Here is a 22,292-nt window from a genome sequence, read left to right as displayed (position 1 = left end):
GAGGGGATCCCGCATGCTTCCTCTGGAAGGACTCACCGTCGTGTCGCTCGAGCAGGCCGTGGCCGCACCGTTCGCGACCCGGCATCTCGCCGACCTCGGCGCCCGCGTCATCAAGGTCGAGCGACCCGGCGCGGGCGACTTCGCCCGCGGCTACGACCGCACCGTGCACGGAGACTCCAGCTACTTCGTGTGGCTCAACCGCGGCAAGGAGTCGATCGAGCTCGACATCAAAGCGCCCGAGGACCGCGCTGTGCTCGACGCTATGATCGCCACTGCCGACGTCGTCGTGCAAAACCTTGTGCCCGGTGCCGTGGAACGTCTCGGCCTGGACGCGGCAAGCCTCCGAGCACAGCGCCCGGAGCTGATCCACTGCTCGATCTCGGGGTACGGCACCGCGGGGCCGTACCGGAGCAAGAGGGCCTACGACCTGTTGGTGCAGTGCGAGACCGGCCTGCTGATTGCCACAGGAACGCCCGACACCCCCAGCAAGGTTGGCACTTCGGTCGCCGACATCGCTACGGGGATGTACGCGTACTCCGGCGTTCTCGCCGCACTGCTGCAGCGCGCGACGCAAGGAATCGGCGCCACGATCGAGGTCGCAATGATCGATGCGCTGGGCGAGTGGATGAGCCAGCCCGCCTATCACGCGGTGCACGGAGGCACCGAGACGCGTCGCACCGGCGCGAAGCACGCCTCGATCGCACCGTACGGCCCCTACCCCGCCGGCGATGGAAACCTCGTGTTCCTCGGGGTCCAGAACGACCGCGAGTGGGCGAGGCTCTGCACCGATGTCCTGCACCGGCCGGAGCTCGTCACGGACCCGAGGTTCGTCGGCAATCCCGAGCGCGTGGAGAACGACGAAAGAATCACTCCGGTCATCACCGAGGCCTTCGCCGGTATCGATGCCGAGGAGATCGTCGCGCGCCTCGACGCGGCGGGCATCGCCTGCGCGCGCTTGCGGGCACCCTCCGAGCTCATGGCCCACCCACAGCTCCAGGCTCGCGACCGATGGCGCGAGGTTCGGACCCCCGGTGGCGTGATTTCCGCGATGCTGCCGCCGGTGTCGACGGACGGTCAGGAGCCGCGCATGGGTGACGTCCCGCGCCTTGGTGAGCACAACGCGGCGCTACGCGCCGAGTTCGCAACCGGACGTACCGAGGTCTCCGCGTGAGCGAGCACCCGACCCACATCGAGCGCCGCGAGGTGCTCCGGCCAGAGCCCGCGCTCGCGCTGACCCGCCTGCTGGAGGTTGGTGAGCCCGACTTCGATCGCGACGGTCTGCCGCTGCTGTGGCACTGGCTGTACCTCCTCGAGCGGCCGACCCAGGCCGATCTCGGCACCGACGGCCACCCCGTCGCCGGCGTGATTCCAGCGCCACCGGAGCCGGGGCGGCGTCGCATGTGGGCAGGCGGACGGGCCACGAGCCTCGCGCCGCTGCGCCTCGGTGTCCTGACGACCCGGCGCACCGAGATCGTGTCGTCGACCGACAAGGACGGCCGCAGCGGACGGCTGACCTTCGTCGTGGTCCGCCACACGATCGAGCAGGACGACTCACCCGTCGTGGTGGAAGAGCAGGACATCGTCTACCGCGACGCCGTGACGCCGGGTGCCCCGGCGCCGGTCCAACAGGTCGAGGACATCGGACTGGAGCCGGGGGAATGGCGTCTGCCGATCGATCCGACGCTGCTGTTCCGATTCTCCGCCCTGACCTACAACGCCCATCGCATCCATTACGACCGTGACTACGCGCGCGAGGTCGAGGGGTACGCCGGGCTCGTGACGCACGGTCCGCTGCAGGCGATCGCGATGGCCGAGGCCGCGCGCGAGCGGGGCGCGGACCGACGGGTCTCGATCGACTACCGACTGGTGTCCCCGCTGTTGGACCACCAGGGGCTGGTGGTCTCGGCGATCGCCGATGGTGCGAGCTGGCGCACGGGCGCGCGTGACCTTTCCGGCCGCGCGACAGCTCGCGGGCGAGTCACTCGAGGCGGGCTCGTGCAACCCTCCTGACCTATTCGACGCGATCCTGGGGCCGGTCGGATCCGACCACAGGGCGCGCGCGAAGGCGGCGGTGGCGCCCGGGTCGTGAGGCCCTCCCGCGCCGTCACGGCGTCGGCGGAACGCGTCTCGTCCGCGCGACGTCCGCCCCGACACCGGGCTTGTCCGGCTGTCGTACGGCCAGGCCCGAGCTCTGCTCGACGCCCACACCTCGCTCGACGGTGTGCCGGGGACGGGCTGGGCCTGCACGAGTACCGTCATTCTGGCCTCACATACCTCGGTGAAGCCGGGGCCGGCCTGCCGATGCTCATGGCCAAGTCGCGGCACGAGAAGCCCGAGAACGTGAGGAAGCACTTCCATCCCTCGGCGGAGGCGATCGCCGAGGTCACCAGCCTGCTCGCACCCGACGGCGGCAGGCGCTGACCTCGACACGGCAGGGCCGCCCGATCAACTTCCGTCTGCCTCTACCTGACAAAGATGCCGAGCAGACGCCGGCCGCCCGGCCCGCCTCCCGGCCGACCGGCGACATCGCCGATTGGCCCGGCCGTCCCGAGTTGTCAGGTCCCCGTCGGTGGTGCGCTCATCGCTGCCGTCAGGAACGTGATCGCCCAGCGCCGGGCTGCCTGGCCCGCTACCGGGGACAGGCAGGCCGGGGAGCTCTGCTGGTGGACCTCGACGCGGTCCACAGCCGTCACCGCGAGGATCCCCCGCATCCGGAACCGCAGTTCCTCCGAGGAAAGGCCGGGCAGTGCGCGCCCGAAGGCCGCCAGGTAGCGCTCACGGACCGTGTCCTCGGCCGGACCGGTCCAGCTGCGCACCTCCTCGGCCGGGTCGCTGAGGATCGTCACGATCAGCCGGGATGTCCGGGCACCGCCCTCGTCACCGGCCGGCATCTCGTCGAACAGCGGCCCCGCGAATGCCTCCACCAGTTCGGTGACCGCAGGGTCCGGAGTCCTGGCGAGCAGTCGGTCGAGTCCTGCGCACTGCGCGGCGTTGATGGGCTCGATCACGCGGCGAACGACCGCGGCCAGGAGTTCCGCCTTCGAGCCGAAGTGATACCCGACGGCGGCCAGGTTCGCTCCGGCGAGGTCGGTGATCGCGCGGACCGAGGTGCCGCGGTAACCGCGCTCGGCGAAGAGGTGTTCGGCCGCGTCGAGGATCTGGGTGCGGGTGTCGGGTGGCGCCATGCCTGCGTACACTACAGACGTTTGATTCAAACGAACGTATGACTGAAACGAACGTATGACTAAAACGGACGTACGAAGAGAGTTGCCATGAAACTGCTCGTGTACGGCGCCGGGGTTCTCGGCAGCCTGTTCGCCGCCCGCCTGCATGAGGCCGGGCACGACGTTGCGCTCCTCGCCCGGGGCAAGCGCCTGGCCGCCCTGCGCCGACACGGCGTGCAACTCGCCGAGGCAGACAGCCCGGCCGTCAGGCGGGTACCGGTGCCGGTGGTCGAGCACCCGACCGGCGGGTACGACCTGATCGCGGTCTTCGTCCGCACCCATCAGGTGGACGCGGTGCTGGACTCACTCGCTGGTCTCGAAGGCGACGTGCTGTTCCTGCACAGCTGGGCGGCCGGCCCGGAGCCGCTGGGCGCGGTGATCGGGCACGAGCGGGTGCTGCTCGGCTTCGGCACAGCCGGCGGCACGATGGACGGCGACGTGGTCCGCTACCGCGCGACCAACTTCATGACCCGCCGGGTTGCGATGCCGATCGGCGAACCCGACGGCCGGACCACCCCGCGACTCGAACGGATCGTGCGGACGTTCCGCACCACCGGGATCAACGCCAAGACCGAGCCGAAGATGGATGCCTGGCTCAAGACACACGCCGCGTTCGAGGTGCCACTCGGGCAGGCGGTGCACACGGCGGGCGGCCCGGTAGCGCTTGCCGACGACCCCGACGCGGTCCGCGGCATGCTCCACCTCATGCGGCGGAACCTGGCCGCCATGCCGACGCCGCCGACCCCTCGCGGGTTCGCTGCATTGCGGACCCTGCCGGAAGGTCTGCTCGTGGCCACCCTGCGGCGCTTCCTGCGAAGCCCGACGGCCGTACACAGCGGACTCAGCGACGCCTCGCCCGCGACAGCGGCCGAACTCGCGCGACTGGCCGAACAGATCCGCGCCTATACGAAAGCCCGGTAGGCGACAGGCGGCTGCGCCTCCTCGGCCGGATCACATGGGAGTGCTGCTCTGGTCTATTTGGGGCACTCCTCGGCCGCCGGCCCCGCCGGGCGCCGCACCGGTCACCCGGGTATCGGGCAAGAGCCTCGCCGTGATGACCCGGAAGGTCAAGAACCAGCGATCGGCTCGGCTACGTGTGGACCTTTTCCGCGATCACCGCGTCACCGGGGCCCGTGCCCACTACGACCGTCACCGAGAAGCAGGAGACAGGTACTCGGCAGCACAGCGCAACCTCTACAACCGCCTTCTCGGCTGCCTCCACCATTGCCTCACCAACCGCATCGCCTACGACGAGACAACGGCCTTCCCCACGAAACCCGTCGCCTTGGCGGTGGCAGCTTGACCGCAAACCGCATCGGATGTCCGGTCGGCGATGACGTTGGCGTCCTTGGCGTCGGTCTTGCCGGTGCCCCGGTAGCCGGCCGATGCCCGGTTGACCGCGAGGCCGGGGATGTAGAGCAGCTGCCGGCCGTGGTTGAGCAGCACGCTGATCAACAGCGTGGCCATCCCCTCTATGACGTCGACCGCCCATACGGCGTCCTCGTCGATGGCCAGTACGTCGGCGAGCAGGGCCAGCAGTTCCGGCTCGTCGTTCAGCACGCGGCGCGAGAGCAGTCGCTTGCCCTCGGCGTCCAGGACCACGCAGTGGTGATTGGTCTTGCCGATGTCCACGCCCGCCCATATCTGGGGCACGGGTTCCTCCGCTTCGTCGGTGTGCGCTGTTCCCCCGAACGACCTCGCCGGCGTGGTCCTACTCAGCGATGCACCCGCAGGGCCCGGCATGCCAGGGGCCAGGCCGGGGTGCGACGCGCCTCGCGGAGGCAACTCAACGCGTCGTCGAGGCCGACCCGGGCGTGGTCGAGCCGGGCGGTGGTGACGTCGGTACGGGGCCGGGGTCGTTGTGCAATGCGGAGTTGGTTCGTGGTGGAGTGGGGCGACCGCGACGGCCGTGGTGAATATCGACGCGAGGGGGTCGGGTCGTGGGTATTGCGCCGTATCCGGAAGGGTTGTGGGGCGGGCGTGTTCCGCCGCACCTGGAACGGACCCTATCGATCCTGGAGTCCGCGTATCCGCAGGGAATGCCGGACGAGGAATATCTGCCGGTGATGCGGGTCCTGGCCGAGGGGATGTCGATCCGGAACCCGGGGGACGTGATGTTCGCGTTCACCACCTTCGCGGAGGCCCGCCACGACGCGTACGGTATCGCCGGCGACCTCGAATCGACCGACCCGGACGTGCGACGGGTCCGGGAACTGCTCGTGGGGTGCGGTTGGGATCCCGACTCCGACGAATAGGCACGGACGAGCGTACGAGTGGGCCCGGTCGGGGCGAGTGCCCTTTTGGGAGTTCACCCCTCCCGACCTCGGCCGTATGCAGGCCTCGGCCGCGGCGGGCAGCGTTGAGGAAGTCGCATTCGGCGGCGAACCGAGAAACGCGACCCACAACCTCGACGAACCACGGGGCGGGCTCACCACCGACGTCCTCCACGGCTTCGAGCCGTTCGACGGGCCGACGAAAGCCGTCAGACCGCAAGATCCTCCTCCCACCGGCGGTCGCAGTGACCGAACTGCGCGCCGACAACGACTCGCCAGGCGTCGACTTCCCTGGTCGTCGACCGCATCGGCAGCGGCGGCAACCGCACTCGCCCGGTTCCGCCCATCGTCCTGGATGAACGCCCCGGAGCTCACCAGGCACGGTCCGGGCCCTGATCAGGGAACGACGGTGACGAGGAAGGCGTCGCCGTCGAGCATGCGGTGTTCGCCGTAGAAGGTGCTGCCCAGGCGGCTGCCCACGCGTTGGTTGTCGTCGCGGTCGATCAGACGTGCGGAAAAATGCCCGTCGCTGAGCGGGGATCGGGCTGTGTCGCAAGCCCCATGGAACCGCGTCTCCGGGGGTGCGCACGGATCGTGGGGCCAGGGACCGCGGTTGGGCCGATCATAGGGATTCGGCCGTTGTCGGCGGTTTTCAGGACGCGCCCGCCGGTCTCGGGTACGGGCCGGGAAGTGGTCCGGAAGGTTGACCCTGACGCCTTCGGCGGCGCTCGGTGTGCACCGTCCCGGGCGCGTCCGCCGATGGGGTCGTGTGCGGCCGCGGCCTGCGGTCGTCGGGGGCTTCCTGCTCCCGCCGCCGGGTTGCGGTACGAAGGGGGAACCTCGATGTACTCGACCGTCCAGTTACGCCTGCCCCGTGCCCGCCGGCGGCGCCTCGCGGCAGCGGCCGCGTCCGCGCTCCTGGCGTCCAGCCTGGTCGCCTTGGCCGCGGGCCCGGCCGCCGCGGTGGCCCCCACGGTGGTCGCCACCATCGCGGTGGGCCCGGGCCCGGAGACCTCGGCCGTCTCACCCGACGGCACCCGCGTCTACGTCGCCAACGGCGACTACATGGGCGGCGGCAACACCGTCAGCGTCATCGACACCGCCACCGACACCGTCACCGCGACCGTCACCGTCGGCGACGCGCCGCAGGGCGTGGCCGTCACCGCCGATGGCGCCCGCGTCTTCGTCGCCAACAGCGCCGGCAGCACCGTGAGCGTCATCGACACCGCCACCAACACCGTCACCGCGACCATCCCCGGTGTCGCCGACCCGATGGACGCGACCCTGAGCCCCGACGGCACCGAGGTCTACGTCGCCAACAACTCCTACACCACCGGCAGTGTGACCGTCATCGACACCGCCACGGCCACGGTGACCGCGACCATCCCCGTCGGCGCGTTCCCCCGGGACATCGCCTTCAGCCCCGACGGCACCCGCGCCTACGTCACCATGCAGGGCAGCAACCAGCTGGCCGCGATCGACACCGCCACCCACACCGTGCTGTCGCCGCTGTCGCTGGGCGCGATGCCGTTCTACGTGGCCGTCAGCCCGGACGGCACCACCGCGTACGTCACCCACGCCAACACCACCACCGTCTCGGTGGTGGACCTGGCCACGTTCACCGTCACCGCGACCTTCGCCACCGGCAACGCCCCGGCGGGCGTCGCGTTCGGCCCCGACGGCACGTCGGCCTACATCACCAACGCCCAGAACGACAACCTGGTCGTCGTCGACACCGCCACCCTCACCGTCACCGACACCGTCGGCGTCGGCAGTGCCCCCACCTCGGTGGTCCTGAGCCCGGACGGCTCCCGCGCCTACGTCACCAACGCCGGGAACAACACCGTCACCGTCCTCGACATCGGCGCGGTGACCCCCGCGCCGGCCGTCACCGCCGTCAGCCCCACCAGCGGACCCGTCGCGGGGGGAACGGTCGTCACGGTCACCGGTACCGACTTCACCGGAGCCACCGCGGTCACCTTCGGCGGCACGCCCGGCACCGGCCTGTCCTGCAGCGCGACCTCGTGCACCGTCACCTCACCCGCGCACGCCGCGGGCACCGTCGACGTGCAGGTCACCACCCCGGCCGGGACCAGCCCGGCCACCACGGCCGACCGGTTCACGTACCTGGCGCCGAACGCCGACCTGACGACCACCGTCGCGGACTCCGCCGACCCCGTCGCGCTCGGCGACACGGTGACGTACACCCAGACCGTCACCAACAACGGTTCCGCCACCGCCACATCGACGACCTCCGCGCTGACGCTGTCCGGATCCGCGGCCGCCATCGTGTCCGCGAGCAGCAGCCAGGGCTCGTGCACGGTCAGCGCGCCGACGGTGAACTGCACGCTCGGCACCCTGAACAACGCCGCCTCGGCGACCGTCATCGTCGTGGTCGAGCCGCAGGCCACCGGCACGGTCACCGCCACCGGCAGCACCGCCTCCGCCGTCGCCGACGCCACCCCGGGCAACAACTCCGACGCGGAGAACACCACCGTGAACAACGGTCACGGCTGCACGATCACCGGCACCGCCGGCAACGACACCCTGAACGGGACCAACGGCAACGACGTCATCTGCGGCCTGGGCGGCAACGACACCATCAATGCCGGCAACGGCAACGACACCGTCTACGGCGGCACCGGAGCCGACACCCTCAACGGCGGCGGCAACAACGACCTGATTTACGCCGGTCCCGGCAACGACACCGCCGACGGCGGCAACGGCGACGACACCCTCTACGGCGGTGACGGCGACGACATCATGGGCGGCGGCAACGGCGCCGACTACCTCTACGGCGAGAACGGCAACGACACCAACTACGGGGAAACCCTGCTCGGTTCGCTGCTGTACCTGTTCGACAACGGCGACGACCACATCTACGGCGGCCCCGGAAACGACGACCTCGACGGCCAGAACGGCAACGACACCCTCGTCGACACCTCCGGCACCGACACCATGAGCGGCAACCTCGGCAACGACACCATCAACGTCCAAGACGGCACCGGCGGCGACACCGCCAACGGCGGCCTGGGCGCCGACACCTGCACCGCCGATGCGGGAGACACCACCACCAGCTGCTGACACGCAGGCCCCCGTACGGCGCTGCGAAGCACGGAAGAGGAGCGGGGAGAAGCACGGCCGGGACCGGGCGGAACATCCGCCCGGCCCCGGCCGTTCGCTCGAGCTCGCTGTCGACCACGGCCTGCGACGCGGCGACCTCGGCGGCACCGCCGACCACGCCCGGCTTCCCGGCCTCGGCCAGGGTGATCGAGGCCGGGGCCGCGGCCAGGCGGCCGTCACGGGTCAGGGCGAAGTCCACCGCGGTGAGGTAACTGCGGGACGCCACACCGCCCTTGGGTGCCGGGCCGCTCGTGCCACACGCCGGCAGCAGCCGCGTCTGCCGCTTCTCGTGCCCCACCGCCGCGCCGTACCCGGTCGTGGCCGGCTCCTGCTGCGCGTACAACGCCGCCGCCGGAGCGGTCGACACCGTGCGGCCGGTGAACGCGAAGAGGTCCCGCGACTGCATGGGTGCGGCCGACCCTCACTGTCGGTCGGCGTCCGAGGCGAGCAATCGGTGCACGGCGCGCAGGGCGAACGAGGTGACCTCCGCAGGGTCGTCGCCCTGGTCGATCCTGCGGATGCACGCGTCGACGACCGCCTGGATCACCGCTGTGGTGAGTTCGGGCTGCGCCGGACCGAGTTCGGCGACCACGCCCGCCAGCGCGCTGTGCAGCGACCCGTGCAGATCCCGGACCCGCTGCCGAACGCGATCGGACAGCGAGCTGCGGGACAGCGACGCGCGCCGGCCATGGGTGCCGCGGGCCGCCTGCTCGATATTCGCCCGCACATACGCGGCGGCCCGCGCCTGGGGTGTGGCCTCGGTGGCGATGGCGTCCTCGACGGCGGTGACCCAGGCGGGGAACTCGCGGGTCACGACGAGTTCGAGCAGGTCTTCGATGGAGTCGAAGTAGCGGTAGATGCTGTTGCGGGCGATACCGGCCCGCGCGGCAATCGCGCCGGCGGTGAGGTTCTCCACGCCGTCCTCGTTCAGGATCGCCTCGGCCGCGTCGATCAGCAGAGCGAGGCGCTTGGCCCGGTGCTCGCGGACACTGCCGGCTTCGATCTTGGGCATTCTCTCCGGCTCCGCCTCGGCCACTGCCTGTCCCGCGCCAATCTACCCCCGTATCCGGGGTGCCGAGAGAGACCGTGCTAACTTGACGCCAACTTGGCGACACCCCTGTCGCCAAGTTCTGTTCGTGCTTCCTGCCGAGGGCTTCCCGATGCAACCGATGTACTCCCGCATGCTCCGATGTCTCCTGGGATCAAGAAAACGTGCCGCCGTGGTGGTCGCGTTCTGGGTACTGATCGCGGGCCTCCTGGCCGGGGTCGCCCCCGCTCTGGAATCCGTCGAGGACAACGCCTCCGCCAATCTTCCGCCCGCCGCCTCGGACTCCATGAAGGCCCGCGCCCTCGTCCGTGCGCAGCTTCCGGGTCAGGACGCGACGCCGGCGATCATCGTGGTGCACGGCGAGGGAACCGACGCCGCGGCAAGCGCCGGGGAGGCCGTCACTCGCATCACCTCGGCGCTCTCGGAGACCACCCGGCCCGACCATGTGGCGAGCGTGATCTCCACGGTGACCACCCCCGACGCCGTTGCCGAGCTGGTCTCGCAGGACCACGACGCCCAGCTGGTCATCGTGCCCATGACGGGACACCCCACGGACAAGTCCTTCCAGAACGCCGTCGACGAGGTGCGCGCCCTCGCGGCCGACCGTGCGGGTCCCACCGAAGTCGCGGTGACCGGCCCCGCCGGGATCGCCACCGACACCGTGAAGGTCTTCAGCGGCGGCGACAAGGTCATGCTCCTGGCCACCATCCTGCTCGTCCTCGTCATCCTCCTGGCCATCTACCGCTCACCCCTGATGGCCCTCGTGCCCCTCCTCGCCGTCGGCGTGGCCATGCGCGTGGCGGAGCCGACGGGAGCGCTACTCGCGGACGCCGGAATCATCACGGTCAGCTCCCAGACCGCCTCGATCATGACCGTGTTGCTGTTCGGAGTGGGCACGGACTACGCGCTGATCATCACCGCCCGCTACCGCGAGGCCCTCCTCGACGAGACGGACCGTCCGCGGGCGATGCGGACCGCGGTGCGCCGGACGGCCGAATCCGTCCTCGCCGGCGCCTTTACCATCGTCCTCGCCATGTTCGCCCTGCTCGTGGCCGTCTCCCCGGCACTGCACGGCTTCGGGCCCTACCTCGCTCTCGGCGTGGCCGTCATGGCGCTGGTGGCGTTCACCTTCATCCCCGCCCTGATCCTGTTGCTGGGCGGGAGCGTCTTCTGGCCCGGTGGCGCGACCAAAGCCGCCGAACGAAGCCGCGGCACGGGCGTCTGGCACCGCGTCGCCGCTCTCGTCGCCCGGGCCCCGGTCCGAGTGGGCACGGCCGTGGTCACGCTGCTCGTGGTGATGAGTGCCGGCTTGCTCGGCTACCACGAGAGCTTCAACACGCTCAGCGGCTTCCGTGCCGCCACCGAGTCGGAGCACGGGCAGCACCTCGTCCAGGAGAAGTTCGGCCCGGGTGAGATCGCGCCCAGCACCGTCGTCGTCCAGTCCCGGGACGACCTGAGATCCGGCACGGCGCCCACCGCCATCGCCGCCGCGCTCGCCGGCGTCGACGACGTCAGCAGGGTCGGACAGCACCCCCGATTCGGACACGACGGCAGGACGGTCTTCTACGACGTCGTCCTCAACCTCGACCCGTACAGCTCCAAGGCACTCGACGCCATCGGTCCGCTCAAGGAGACCGCGCGGGCCGCGGCCGACGCCGTCGGCGTGACGGACGCCACGGTGCTCATCGCGGGAGAGACGGCGCAGACCGCCGACATCCGTTCAGCCCTCGACCGCGACACGACCTTCATCGTGCTCCTGGTCCTCGCCATCGTCACAGCGGTCCTCATCCTGCTGCTGCGCTCACTCCTCGCACCGCTCTACCTGGTGGCAACCCTCCTCCTGTCCTTCCTGGCCACCCTGGGCGCCACCACCTTCTTCAGCGTCACCGTCCTCGGTGACGAAGGCATCGGCAACCGTGTCACCGCATACATCTTCGTCTTCCTCGTCGCACTCGGCGTCGACTACAACATCTTCATCATGAGCCGGTTCAAGCAGGAGCTGCGCACCCTGCCTCCGGCCAAGGCGATCAGCGCCGCCCTCACGCGCACCGGCGGCGTCGTCTCCTCCGCGGGCCTCATCCTCGCGGCGACCTTCGCGGTCCTGATGACCCAACCGATCCGCGAACTGTTCCAGTTCGGCTTCGCCATGGCCTTCGGCATCCTGCTCGACACCTTCCTCATCCGGCCGCTCCTGGTGCCCGCCATCGTCCGCCTTCTCGGTGACCACGCCCTGTGGCCCGCACGCCCCAGCCGCAGGACGCCTCCCCCGCCCGCCGGCGAAACCGCCGTCCCGACCGGACGCCTGTTGCGCGCCTTCACCTGGATCGCGGTCATCGAGGCATGCACCTGGGCCGGCCTGCTGATCGGCATGTACGTCAAGTACATCCCGAAGACCACCGAACTCGGCGTACGGATCTTCGGAACACTCCACGGAGCCGCCTTCATCGCCTACGTGCTCCTGACCATCCTGGTGGCGATCCGGCAGAAGTGGCGACTGAGCCGGACGACACTCTTCGCCCTGCTCGCCGCCATACCTCCCTTCACGACCGTGGCATTCGAAACCTGGGCCCGCCGCACCGGCCGGCTCACCGAGCCGACCCCGGCCCCGCACCCCTCTCCCTCCCCATAACCGAGTGCCCGCGTACGGCCACCGGTGCCGCACGGCGTCGGGTGCTCCGGTCGACTCCCCCGCCACTCCCCGAAGAGGCCAAGGCAGCGGCGGCGTATGGACGCAGGAACGTCGCCAACGACGGCACCGGGTCCAGCAACGGCGCTGCGGCCGGCGGAGCTGCGCCCGGGAGCTGCAATGCCGCCCGGGCACTTCGGTGGTGAGGCGGGCGAGGCGAGGTCGCCGGGCGGCATCCCCGGACCGGACCGAGCATCGGCCAGGTGGTCGAGGCGTTGGCCGCCGAGCGGCCCACCGCCGCGCAGCGGGCCGAGCGCCCGGCCGCGGACCGGGAGACGGTGCGTTCGGTGATCGGCGTCCCGATCACCGACGAGGAGTTCGACGACGCGCCCCACATCCTCGGCAACATTCATCGGATCGCCGCCGAGAAGGCCCGGAAGACCCACCCGTGAGGCGCCGCGTCACCCCATCCGGCCCAGGCCGCGCGACGCGTGCATCGCCGTCGATGGCATGGGCGTTCACCTCCCCGAAGCACTCCGTGTATCGGGCGGATTCCGGCTCTTCGTCGGAGTCGCCACACCATCGGACCCGACACAGCCGTCAGGAGCCGCATCCGGACGGCCTGCCGTCGGAACAGGACCGAATCCCCCGGAACACCGGACACACCGATCCCGTGAATGCGACCGTTTGCCAGCGCCTTCGAGGCGCACCCACCCCGATCGAGGAGTGACCACCCATGCCGCACCCGACCGGCGAGCAACAGGCCGCCGTCGACGCCTTCCGCACCCGCGACGACCTCGTCCTGCAGGCAGGCGCCGGTACCGGTAAGACCACCACGCTCACCATGCTCGCCGCCTCTGTCACCCGGCAAGGCAAGTACCTCGCGTTCAACCGTTCGATCGCACACGCCGCAAAACGCGCTTTCCCCAGCCACGTCGACTGCCGCACCGCGCACTCCCTCGCGTTCACGGAGGTCGGCCGCCGCTACGCCCACCGCATGAGCGCCGCCCGCGTCCCCAGCTGGAAGATCGGCCGGGCCCTGGGCATGAACGACATGAAGATTCCGATGGGCGGCCGAACGGTCACCCACAAGGCCGTCTCCTACACCGCCCTGCAGACCGTCATCCGGTTCTGCCAGTCCAGCGCGGACGAGATAGCACGCCACCACGTCCCCTACCTGCGCGGCCTGGGCGCCGAATGGCACGGCCACCTGATCGATCTCGCCCTGCCCTACGCCCACAAGGCCTGGGCCGACGTGAACGACCCGGACAGCGCCATCGTCAAGTTCACCCACGACCACTACCTGAAGATCTGGGCGCTGCAACGCCCGCACGTCCCCGGCGACTTCCTCCTGCTCGACGAGGCCCAGGACACCAACCCCGTCGTCGAACGCGTCTTCCTCGACCAACGCCACCACGCCCAGCTCGTCATGGTCGGCGACTCCGCCCAGGCCATCTACGGCTGGCGCGGCGCCCGCGACGTCATGACCGACTTCGACGGACACCAACTCACCCTGTCCCGGTCCTTCCGCTTCGGCCCGGCCCTGGCCGCCGAGGCAAACCGCTGGCTGCGCATCGTCGACGCCCCCCTGCGACTCACCGGAACCGAGGCCCTGAACACCGAACTCGGCCCCGTCGAGACCCCCGACGCGATCCTGTGCCGCACCAACGCCGGCGCGATCCTCGAGATCATGGACCTGCTCGCACAGGGCAGACGTGTCGGGCTCGTCGGCGGCGGAGGCCCGCTCAAGGCCCTCGCCCTCGCGGCCCAGGACCTCAAGGCCGGACGCCGCACCAACCACCACGAGCTGTTCCTGTTCACGTCCTGGGGTGACGTCCAGGAATACGCGGAGGAAGACCCCGGCGGCCGCGACCTCAAACCCTTCGTCGACCTCATCGACGACAAGGGCCCCGAAGCCGTCCTGCAGGCCGTCGACGCACTCACCGACGAACAGCGGGCCGACATCGTCGTCTCCACCGCCCACAAGGCCAAAGGCCGTGAATGGGACAGCGTCCGCATCGGACGCGACTTCGCCGAATGCGAACCCGAACCCGTCGAAGACCACGACGGACGCTTCCACCCCGGCACCATCCACGACACCGAGGCCCGCCTCGCCTACGTCGCCGTCACACGCGCCCGCCACCGACTCGACATCGGCGGCCTCGCCTGGATCGACACCCACCCCGACGGCCACGACCCCGACAACGCGCCCACCGACCGACCGCAGGCCCCCTCCGCCTGGGACACCCTCGGACCCACCCCCACATGACCCCACCGACGGCACGGCCCGGTCGAGGCCGTCACCGACCCTGCCCATCGGACTCCGTTCGTGGCGGTGGCAGTGACATTCGACAGCCGACCCCGGGGTGGCGTCACCGGTGACGCCACCCCGGGCACTCGTAGTCCGTGGGACGGGAATCCGTCGACCGGGGCGGTCGAGTCGCGGGTGCCGGGATGGCGCGGCGTCTGCCCCGTCACGGTCGAGCGGCGTCGGCGTGCGTACGCGAGCGAGGGTGTGGCCGGGGTGGTGCGGCGGGTGCGCCGTACGGGCGCACCGTCGAGTCGGTGGTGGAGTTGCCGCCGCTCGCCGAACTCGGCGCCGGTGTCGCCGAGTCCTCGGGCTGGGAAGTCGCCCGCACGAGCGGCTGTCGCCGGTGGTGCGTCGCCGGTACCCGGACGAGCACGAGCGATTGGCGATCTCCCCGGCCGCGTTCCACCGGCTGTCGGAGCGGTTGGGCATGTCGGTCGGTTGGCCGCGCGGGTGGGTCGGGCGGTGTGTGGACGAGGGCGTCTCCCCCGTGCCGCCTTGGACGCCCACGGCGGCCGCCGTGCTCGGCGAGCAGGTGCCCGACCTACGAGCCGGACACGGATCGCAACGGGTGTCGCACGAGGAACCGACCGTGGAGAGCGCGGTTTCCGCGAATGCGGTTCCGTGCCCGCTCTACGACGGTGTCAGGCCGCAGTTCCCGCCCACCCACTGCAGAACCGACCGGTAGGCCGTGGCGAAACCGGCGATGTCGTCCATCGTTCCGTGGTCGGCCTGCTGGTGTAGTTGGCGGTCGACGTTGTCGACGCTGCTTGCGATCGCGGCGGGTGCCTCCTTGGTCATGCCGTCCCACAGCTTGATCGTCCGCGTGTCGGGTGGGCCGTTGTCGGGCTTGTCGTCGATTGCCATGGCCTTGACCGCGTCGGCGCAGAAGGCCGTGTTGTCACCCGAGCCGGTCGCAGCCGACGCGGAAGCGGATGGGGGGCGTGCCGTCGGCTCGCCCGAACCGGTGTCGGAGCCGCCGATGCTCGCGCCGCCCGACGTGCCCGCGGAGGTCGTACCCGGGACCGAGGCACCCGGTCGCGCCGTTGTCGTCACGGCGTTCGCGGTCCTGTGGTCCGACGACGACCCGCCGCACCCGGTGAGCGCCGCGGCCATCAGCACACCACTCGCCACGACGAAAACCCCGGACATCCGATCGCTCGACACAGGCCCCCCTGTTCCCGTTCGCGAACTCCCGCTCCGCCGGCGGAAATCACGTTAACGGCCGGTGTTCCGAGCACAGTCACATTTGGGGGAATCGTGGAAGAACACAGAAGAATCCCCAACCCGGGCCACCCGGGGCCGGTCCACGGCCCCCCGGGCCACCGACCCGATCGCCGACGCGCCGCGCGACGCCGTCGGCAGGCAATGCCCGACCCGCGGAACGACTTGCGCTCGGATCGCGGCTGTCGGTACGCGAGTCACGAATTCCGCGAGTTGGCAAGGCAGTTCGGCGTCCGGCCGTCGGTCGGCCGGCCCGGTGTCCGCCGGGACGACGCACGCACGGAGTCGTTCTTCTCCACCCCGAAGGGCGACCCGGGAGCCGACCGGGCCATCCTCGACACGAGCCGCCGGTCGAGCCGACACCGCCGGCCGGAGGGCCTGGGTCAGGGGCTCGGGGCCGCGCGTAGGAGCATCAGGGCGGTGTCGTCGCAGGCTCGGCCCCGGGACGGGCATCGTCGAGCGCACCTTCGGGTCTCGGTCGACTCCCCGTTCTGCCGGCACCTTCCCGGACACACCGGCTCCGACGCCGGCCGACGCGGCAAGGACGCCGAGCGTGAGGCGAGTTTCGGTGGCGCCCGGTTGCACGACCCGCTCGACGAATGGCTCGTGCGCGGGCACCGGCGCCCGCACGAAGGGCTGCGAAATCCGGTGATGCCGAGGGGGGCGTCGGCGCCGAACCGGATGTGGGCCGCCCTGGTCGCCGCGTGCGGACACGTGTCGGTACCGCTGAGCGGCAAGGACGGGGCGCACCCTGATGATCCCGGGGCTGTCACCCGGACACCGGCGCGCGGCCGTGTGTGGTCGTCACCGGGCCGCCGACCACCGGCGAGACCACCGCGCTCTTGCAGGTCGGACGCCTCGCGGAGGCCGCCCGACGCGGCGGAATGGAGGGGTCGGTGCCGGTGGGGTACGTCCCGGTCCCGCCGGGAGCGAGCGCGAAGGCCCTGGCCACCGAGTTCGCCCGCTTCCTCGGGACGTCCCGGCCGGGCCTGGCGTCCGCTGCGCGCCCCGAAAGCCTCTTTTTGCTTCCGACGTTCGGCCCCGCCCCCCGGACAGGGTCTCCTCCGGCCGCCGACGCGCGTGGGTTCCGCCCGGTCGGCTTGCCGGTGGACCGCAAGGGGCGGGCATTCTCCGGTTCTCCACGTGTGCGTCATCGGTCCCGTCGGGAGATGCTCTGTGCCGTGTCGAGGAGACGGCACAGACGGTGGCCGTCGGGGGCGACCGCGGTGACGAGGGTGGCGGGCCCCGCGAGGGGGGTCATGACGGCTTGGCCCTCTTCCGGTGCTCCGCCGAGGAGTCGCACCTCGGGGGGTTCGTCCGCGCCGGCCGGGTCGACGCGGAGGAACTGTCCGGTCGCGCGATGGTCGGCAAGGACGGCCGGCCCGTCCCAGGCGGGCGCCCCCGGGCCGTACTCGGCTTCCTGGTCGAGCAGTGTGCGTCCACCGCGTCGGATCGTGAGCCGCGTGGTCACGTGGCCGGATGGTTCGCCCGTGCGTCCGAGGATCTGCTCCTCGCGAAGCACGAGCCGCGCGGCCGGGGCGAGCTCGATGGTCCACGTCTGTCGCAGGTTGCTGCCGGCCGCGCAGATCAACGGCTTGGGCAGCCAGTGCAGTTCCCCGTGCTCGGCGACGGTCAGGTGTACGTCGTAGGTGGCGGGTTCGGGGATGGGGCCGCGCAGGGCGAGGGTGGCGGCGGCGGAGGTGACGTACAGTGTCGCGCCCGGTCCGACGGTGGCTTCGATGCGCAGTCGGTCGCCGCCGAGCGGCGCGGTCATGGCTCCGACGATGCACACGCGTGCCTCGGTCCCTCGCGATCGCAGGCGTCGTAGTTCGAACGGCCCGTCGCCGTCGAGGACCGGGAGGGTGGTGGTGCCGCCTCGGGTGGTTGCCGCGATGCGGGCCGTGGCTCTTACGCCCGCGACGACCGTCCGCCGGGCGGGGACTACATTTACGTCGGTCGTGGGCGTCATGCTTGGCCTGCGGTCCATTCGGTGAGTCGTTCTCGTACCCAGTCGGCGACGGGTTTGACGCCTCCCTCGTTCGTGAGGGAGGTGAACGCCACGGGGAGGTGGCCGCGTTGGGCCTTGGCGTCACGGGCCATGCCTTCCAGGTCGGATCCGACGTAGGGAGCGAGGTCGGTCTTGTTGACGACAAGGAGGTCGGAGGTGGTGACGCCGGGGCCGCCCTTGCGCGGGATGTCGTCACCGCCGGCGACGTCGATCACGAAGATCTGCGCGTCGACCAGGCCCTTGGAGAAGGTGGCGGTGAGGTTGTCGCCGCCGGACTCGACCAGCATCAGGTCGAGTGATCCCAGCGTGTCCTCCAATTCCTCGACGGCTTCGAGGTTGGCGGAGATGTCGTCGCGGATGGCGGTGTGCGGGCAGGCACCGGTTTCGACGGCCTTGATGCGCTCGGCCGGCAGCACGGCTTCGCGCAGCAGGAATTCGGCGTCTTCGCGGGTGTAGATGTCGTTGGTGACCACCGCGATGGACATCTCGTCGCGCAGCGCCCGACACAACGCGGCGACGGTGGCGGTCTTGCCCGAGCCGACCGGCCCGCCCAGGCCGATCCGCAGGGCGCGGCGGGAGCCGTCGGAGCGGCGCGGGGCCGAGCCGGTGTGGGAGTGCCGGGCGGGGAACGTGTCCGGGTGATCGAGGTGCATCAGGAGTCCTGTTCTCGGCGGTGTCCGCGGGCGGGCTCCGGCCGCGCCGGGCGACGGCCGTGTGTCGGTGGGGTCAGGAGGCGAACAGACGTACGTTCCAGGCGGCGTGCTGTTGCGCGCTGATGTCGAGCAGTGGTGCGGATGCGGCGGGCAGCGCGTCGACACCCTCGTCGGGAACACGTCCGGCCGCGGCGGCGGCCGCGGCCGCGACTTGGTCCAGTGCGGGGGCCATGCGGGCCAGGACGGCGGTGGCTTCGAAAGGGTCCAGCCGCAGGAGGCGGACAGTTGCCGTGGCGGGCCCGCTCACGGTCTCGTAGACCACGGCGTACGCGGCGTCCAGCGGTGTCAGCCCCGCCGACCGGGCGACCAGACCCAGCACCACCGCCTGGTGCGCGCCACGTGGCCGGGCCGCGGCCAGCGCGTCCAGTTCGGCTGACGGCCACACGGCCCGGGCCGCGCGCATCATCTGCCGTCCGAGTCTGCGCGCGGTGTCCCGCGGCGCCCGCACCGGAGTGCGGGCGTCGGCGGCGTCGTCGAGTTCGAGCGGATCGTGGCCGGCTGCTGCGGCAGCGGCCAGTGCCGCCGCGACCAGGCCCGCCGTGTGCAGCCGCCCCCGGCAGAAGGTCTCCAGTGAGTCCGCGTCCTTGATCCGGCCGTCGGCCACGGCAGGTTCGGCGCCACCGGAGTGCGCGTGCCCCCCGGCGGGGAACCGGCCGTCGACCAGGACGAACAGCGCGGCACGGTTCATCTGTCGCGGACCTGCTTTCTTTCCTCTTCGTTCGGTGAACGTCGGTCTTACGGGGGCCGATCGCGGCGGTGTCGGAACTAGTGCCGCGCCCGGCACTAGTGCCGCGCCCGGCAACGTTTGCCCCGTCGCGGTGTTCGGTGCGGTGCATCGGCGTGCCGCCGGAACGTTCTCGTACTGGAGTACTCGGACGTTTCGGCGGGGCGGCGAGGTGCCGTGCCGGGCGCCGCGACGGGGTGAACGTTGCCGGGCGCGGCACTAGAACAGGAAGTACCTCTGTGCCATCGGCAGTTCGGTGACGTAGGCACGGTCGACGATCTGTTCTTCGACGAACGTGGTCACGTCCGTCACCTTGGCTCCCCCGATGACGACCTCGTAGGTGTCGGCGTCGATACGGACGTCCGGGGTGGCATTGTTCTCCCTCATGTCCGCCTTCCTGACATCACGCGTGTCCTTGATGGCTTTGAAGGGCTTGTTCAGGTTTGTCCGTTGGGGCCGGCCGCTGTCGGCGGACTGCCGCGAGGAGGCGGCGTGACGGGCGGCGAAGTTGTCCACGGCTCGCTGGGTGACGAAGTTGTAGGAGATGGCGCCGGGTGCCAGGCCGGTGGAGCCCCACATGGGGCGCGGTAGGACCGGCTGCGGAGTGGGGATGGACGCGTTGGCGTCGCCCACCTGCGCGTACGCGATCTGGCCGCCCTTGATGACCATGTGTGGCTTGACTCCGAAGAACTTCGGCTCCCACAGGACGAGGTCGGCCAGCTTGCCGGTCTCCACCGATCCGACGACCGCGTCGATGCCCTGGGCGAGGGCCGGATTGATCGTGTACTTCGCGACGTAGCGGCGAGCGCGCCGGTTGTCGGCGAGCGGCGGCTCGGGCTCCGGCGTCGTGTCCCGCGCCTTCTTGCCCTCCGCTTCGACCTCCGGCTTGTCCACCGGTTGGTCCTCCTTCAGGAATCCGCGCCGTACCTTCATCACGTGCGCGGTCTGCCATGTGCGCATGATCACCTCGCCGATGCGACCCATGGCCTGGGCGTCCGACGACATGATGGAGATGGCGCCCATGTCGTGCAGGATGTCCTCGGCGGCCATCGTGGAGGGTCGGATTCGGGAGTCCGCGAAAGCCAGGTCCTCCGCGACCTTCGGATTGAGGTGATGGCAGACCATCACCATGTCGAAGTGCTCCTTGACCGTGTTGACGGTCAGCGGCCGGGTGGGATTGGTCGAGGCGGGCAGTACGTTCGGCTCGCTCACCATTTTGATCATGTCGGGTGCGTGGCCGCCACCGGCGCCCTCGACGTGGAAGACGTGGATGGGACGGCCCTTGATCGCGTCGATGGTGTCCTGAACGAAGCCCGCCTCGTTCAACGAGTCGGCGTGGAGCGCGAGTTGCACGCCGGTTTCCTCGCAGACCCGCAGGCACGCGTCGATGACGGCGGGGGTGGCGCCCCAGTCCTCGTGGACCTTGAACCCGACGACGCCGGCGTCCACCTGGTCGAGCATGGATTCCCTCGACATCGTGGCGCCCTTGCCGAGCAGGCCGATGTTGACCGGGAAACCGTCCAGGGCGCGGAACATGCGGTCGATGTGCCACGAGCCGGGCGTGACGGTGGTGGCCGTGCTGCCTTCCGCGGGCCCCGTGCCGCCGCCGATGAGGGTGGTGACACCCGCGGCCAACGCCTCACCGACCTGATCGGGGCAGATGAAATGCACATGCGTGTCGATCCCGCCGGCGGTGAGGATGCGGCCCTTGCCGGCGATCACCTCGGTGTCCGGGCCGACGACGAAGTCGACAGGCGTGGGACCGATGCCGTTGTGCGGCACCCCGTCCTCGTGCATGCGGTTCATCGTCTCGGGGTTGTACGCCTTGCCGAGCGCGACGATGTCGCCGTCACGGATGGCGACATCGGCCTTGACGACACCCCAGTGGTCCAGTACCACCACACCCGTGATGACGGTGTCCGCAGGCAGGGCACGGACACCGATCGCCTTGTCGTCCCGCTCCGGATCGCGCGGCGCGACGGACTGCCCCATCGACTCACGGATCACCTTGCCACCGCCGAAGACCATCTCGTTGCCGCTGCGCCCGGGGCCGCCGGACCAGTCGTCCTCGATCTTGATCCGCAGCGCGGTGTCGGCGAGACGGATGCAGTCGCGGGTGGTGGGGCCGAACCGGTCCGCGTACGCGGCCCGGGTCAACGGGTCGAAAGGCTTCGGCGCCTCGTGGCAGCACGAGCAGTCGGGGCACCGGGCCATCGCGCTCACAGCGCTTCCCCGTCGAACGAACCGTTGAGCCGGTCGAGCGATCCGTTGATCTTCTCGGGCAGGCCCTCGACCTTGCCGCGCAGGCCGTGGACCACACGCTCCCCCTCGATGGGGACCAACTCGACCACTTGCGTGATGCCGGGCTCGAACCGCACCGAGCTGCCGGCAGGGACGTTCAAGCGCCTGCCCCACGCCTGTTTGCGGACGAAGTCCAGACCGGAGTTGGCCTCGGCGAAGTGATAGTGGGAGCCGACCTGAACGGGGCGGTCGGTCGGATTCTGGACCATCAGCGTGGTGATCTGGTCGAGTTCCCTGTTGCGCTCGTTGAAGACCACGACCTCGTCCCCCTCGCGCGAGGAGAAATCCACCTTCCCCGGAAAGGGGACCGGCTCCTCGTCCCCGCCGGCGTCGGGGAACGGATCATGGACGGTGACCAGTTTCGTGCCGTCCGGGAACGTCGCCTCCACCTGCACGTTCTCGATCATCTCCGGAACGCCCTCCATCACCTCCTCCCGAGTCAGGACCTTGCGCCCCGAGGACATGAGGTCGGCAACCGTCTTCCCGTCTCGGGCTCCCTCGAGGACGTGCACGATCAACAGCGCCATCGTCTCGGGGTAATTCAGGCGCACCCCCCGGGCCCGCCGCTTCTCCGCGACCTCTGCCGCGACGTGCATCATCAGACGCTCTCTTTCATGTGGAGTCAGGTGCACAACCGTTTCCTTGCGTTCGCCCTGCCAGGACTTCTGCCCTGAGCCCACGCGCCGGACCGGCCACGAACCGTCTGCAGCCCGGGCACCC

16 protein-coding genes and 2 pseudogenes are annotated in these 22,292 nt (G+C 70.5%); 9 read left to right on the top strand and 9 right to left on the bottom strand.

Annotated features, from left to right (window positions below; genetic code table 11):
* The first annotated feature begins 13 nt into the window (after positions 1 to 13).
* The 3 genes and pseudogenes from ACFZBU_RS36285 to ACFZBU_RS36275 all read left to right on the top strand — a co-directional run.
* On the top strand, positions 14 to 1,171 hold the full coding sequence (locus tag ACFZBU_RS36285) for a CaiB/BaiF CoA transferase family protein (RefSeq protein WP_391587994.1): 1,158 nt from the start codon (positions 14 to 16) through the stop codon (positions 1,169 to 1,171).
* Positions 1,168 to 2,010: a mesaconyl-C4 CoA hydratase gene (locus ACFZBU_RS36280; protein ID WP_391587993.1), complete on the top strand. Its 843-nt coding sequence runs from the start codon at positions 1,168 to 1,170 to the stop codon at positions 2,008 to 2,010. Before ACFZBU_RS36285 ends, ACFZBU_RS36280 begins: the two co-directional genes overlap by 4 nt.
* 121 nt (positions 2,011 to 2,131) lie before the next feature.
* Positions 2,132 to 2,421 (top strand): annotated as a pseudogene (locus ACFZBU_RS36275) (site-specific integrase); the annotation flags it as partial.
* A gap of 134 nt (positions 2,422 to 2,555) precedes the next feature.
* Here ACFZBU_RS36275 and ACFZBU_RS36270 read toward each other — a convergent pair.
* The gene (locus tag ACFZBU_RS36270; RefSeq protein WP_391587992.1) at positions 2,556 to 3,185 is read right to left on the bottom strand and encodes a TetR/AcrR family transcriptional regulator; all 630 of its coding nucleotides are present in this window, start codon (positions 3,183 to 3,185) and stop codon (positions 2,556 to 2,558) included.
* An 87-nt stretch (positions 3,186 to 3,272) separates the two neighbouring features.
* Here ACFZBU_RS36270 and ACFZBU_RS36265 point away from each other — a divergent pair, with 87 nt between their 5' ends.
* Positions 3,273 to 4,145, top strand: coding sequence for a ketopantoate reductase family protein (locus ACFZBU_RS36265; RefSeq protein WP_391587991.1), 873 nt, complete (start codon positions 3,273 to 3,275; stop codon positions 4,143 to 4,145).
* A 402-nt stretch (positions 4,146 to 4,547) separates the two neighbouring features.
* On the opposite strand, the pseudogene ACFZBU_RS36260 reads toward ACFZBU_RS36265, so the two are convergent.
* Positions 4,548 to 4,877 (bottom strand): annotated as a pseudogene (locus ACFZBU_RS36260) (IS110 family transposase); the annotation flags it as partial.
* Between the two features lie 287 nt (positions 4,878 to 5,164).
* Between ACFZBU_RS36260 and ACFZBU_RS36255 the strand changes: the two are divergent.
* The gene (locus ACFZBU_RS36255; RefSeq protein WP_391587990.1) at positions 5,165 to 5,479 is read left to right on the top strand and encodes a hypothetical protein; all 315 of its coding nucleotides are present in this window, start codon (positions 5,165 to 5,167) and stop codon (positions 5,477 to 5,479) included.
* Between the two features lie 861 nt (positions 5,480 to 6,340).
* Positions 6,341 to 8,581: a beta-propeller fold lactonase family protein gene (locus ACFZBU_RS36250; protein WP_391587989.1), complete on the top strand. Its 2,241-nt coding sequence runs from the start codon at positions 6,341 to 6,343 to the stop codon at positions 8,579 to 8,581.
* 460 nt (positions 8,582 to 9,041) lie between these two features.
* On the opposite strand, the gene ACFZBU_RS36245 is transcribed toward ACFZBU_RS36250, so the two are convergent.
* The gene (locus ACFZBU_RS36245; RefSeq protein ID WP_391587988.1) at positions 9,042 to 9,632 is read right to left on the bottom strand and encodes a TetR/AcrR family transcriptional regulator; all 591 of its coding nucleotides are present in this window, start codon (positions 9,630 to 9,632) and stop codon (positions 9,042 to 9,044) included.
* A 208-nt stretch (positions 9,633 to 9,840) separates the two neighbouring features.
* Between ACFZBU_RS36245 and ACFZBU_RS36240 the strand changes: the two genes are divergently transcribed.
* From ACFZBU_RS36240 to ACFZBU_RS36230, 3 genes are all read left to right on the top strand, one after another.
* Positions 9,841 to 12,297, top strand: a complete 2,457-nt coding sequence (locus ACFZBU_RS36240) for an MMPL family transporter (protein WP_391587987.1) — start codon at positions 9,841 to 9,843, stop codon at positions 12,295 to 12,297.
* Positions 12,298 to 12,557: 260 nt separating this feature from the next.
* Positions 12,558 to 12,746, top strand: a complete 189-nt coding sequence (locus tag ACFZBU_RS36235) for a hypothetical protein (RefSeq protein ID WP_391587986.1) — start codon at positions 12,558 to 12,560, stop codon at positions 12,744 to 12,746.
* A 284-nt stretch (positions 12,747 to 13,030) separates the two neighbouring features.
* Complete coding sequence (locus ACFZBU_RS36230) at positions 13,031 to 14,563, top strand: UvrD-helicase domain-containing protein (RefSeq protein WP_391587985.1); 1,533 nt, start codon at positions 13,031 to 13,033, stop codon at positions 14,561 to 14,563.
* Between the two features lie 672 nt (positions 14,564 to 15,235).
* Here ACFZBU_RS36230 and ACFZBU_RS36225 read toward each other — a convergent pair.
* The 6 genes from ACFZBU_RS36225 to ACFZBU_RS36200 form a co-directional block, all read right to left on the bottom strand.
* Positions 15,236 to 15,658, bottom strand: coding sequence for a hypothetical protein (locus ACFZBU_RS36225; protein ID WP_391587984.1), 423 nt, complete (start codon positions 15,656 to 15,658; stop codon positions 15,236 to 15,238).
* A gap of 1,318 nt (positions 15,659 to 16,976) precedes the next feature.
* Positions 16,977 to 17,795, bottom strand: a complete 819-nt coding sequence (locus ACFZBU_RS36220) for an urease accessory protein UreD (RefSeq protein ID WP_391587983.1) — start codon at positions 17,793 to 17,795, stop codon at positions 16,977 to 16,979.
* Positions 17,792 to 18,487: an urease accessory protein UreG gene (gene ureG, locus ACFZBU_RS36215; protein ID WP_391587982.1), complete on the bottom strand. Its 696-nt coding sequence runs from the start codon at positions 18,485 to 18,487 to the stop codon at positions 17,792 to 17,794. The genes ACFZBU_RS36220 and ureG overlap by 4 nt, the downstream gene beginning before the upstream one ends.
* 73 nt (positions 18,488 to 18,560) lie before the next feature.
* Complete coding sequence (locus ACFZBU_RS36210; RefSeq protein WP_391587981.1) at positions 18,561 to 19,235, bottom strand: urease accessory protein UreF; 675 nt, start codon at positions 19,233 to 19,235, stop codon at positions 18,561 to 18,563.
* Positions 19,236 to 19,490: 255 nt separating this feature from the next.
* Positions 19,491 to 21,485: an urease subunit alpha gene (ureC, locus tag ACFZBU_RS36205; RefSeq protein ID WP_391588059.1), complete on the bottom strand. Its 1,995-nt coding sequence runs from the start codon at positions 21,483 to 21,485 to the stop codon at positions 19,491 to 19,493.
* 5 nt (positions 21,486 to 21,490) lie between these two features.
* Positions 21,491 to 22,204: an urease subunit gamma gene (locus tag ACFZBU_RS36200; protein WP_391587980.1), complete on the bottom strand. Its 714-nt coding sequence runs from the start codon at positions 22,202 to 22,204 to the stop codon at positions 21,491 to 21,493.
* Between the last annotated feature and the right edge of the window lie 88 nt (positions 22,205 to 22,292).

Source organism: Embleya sp. NPDC008237 (assembly GCF_042956465.1).
Lineage (GTDB): Bacteria > Actinomycetota > Actinomycetes > Streptomycetales > Streptomycetaceae > Embleya.
This window is presented reverse-complemented; position numbering and strand designations above follow the sequence as displayed.

Excerpts from the sequence above, each read along its gene's own strand:
- ACFZBU_RS36285 (WP_391587994.1), top strand. The coding sequence starts at position 14 with ATGCTTCCTCTGGAAGGACTCACCGTCGTGTCGCTCGAGCAGGCCGTG.
- ACFZBU_RS36270 (WP_391587992.1), bottom strand. The coding sequence starts at position 3,185 with ATGGCGCCACCCGACACCCGCACCCAGATCCTCGACGCGGCCGAACAC.
- ACFZBU_RS36265 (WP_391587991.1), top strand. The coding sequence starts at position 3,273 with ATGAAACTGCTCGTGTACGGCGCCGGGGTTCTCGGCAGCCTGTTCGCC.
- ACFZBU_RS36250 (WP_391587989.1), top strand. The coding sequence starts at position 6,341 with ATGTACTCGACCGTCCAGTTACGCCTGCCCCGTGCCCGCCGGCGGCGC.
- ACFZBU_RS36245 (WP_391587988.1), bottom strand. The coding sequence starts at position 9,632 with ATGCCCAAGATCGAAGCCGGCAGTGTCCGCGAGCACCGGGCCAAGCGC.
- ACFZBU_RS36230 (WP_391587985.1), top strand. The coding sequence starts at position 13,031 with ATGCCGCACCCGACCGGCGAGCAACAGGCCGCCGTCGACGCCTTCCGC.
- ACFZBU_RS36220 (WP_391587983.1), bottom strand. The coding sequence starts at position 17,795 with ATGACGCCCACGACCGACGTAAATGTAGTCCCCGCCCGGCGGACGGTC.
- ureG (WP_391587982.1), bottom strand. The coding sequence starts at position 18,487 with ATGCACCTCGATCACCCGGACACGTTCCCCGCCCGGCACTCCCACACC.
- ACFZBU_RS36210 (WP_391587981.1), bottom strand. The coding sequence starts at position 19,235 with ATGAACCGTGCCGCGCTGTTCGTCCTGGTCGACGGCCGGTTCCCCGCC.
- ureC (WP_391588059.1), bottom strand. The coding sequence starts at position 21,485 with ATGGCCCGGTGCCCCGACTGCTCGTGCTGCCACGAGGCGCCGAAGCCT.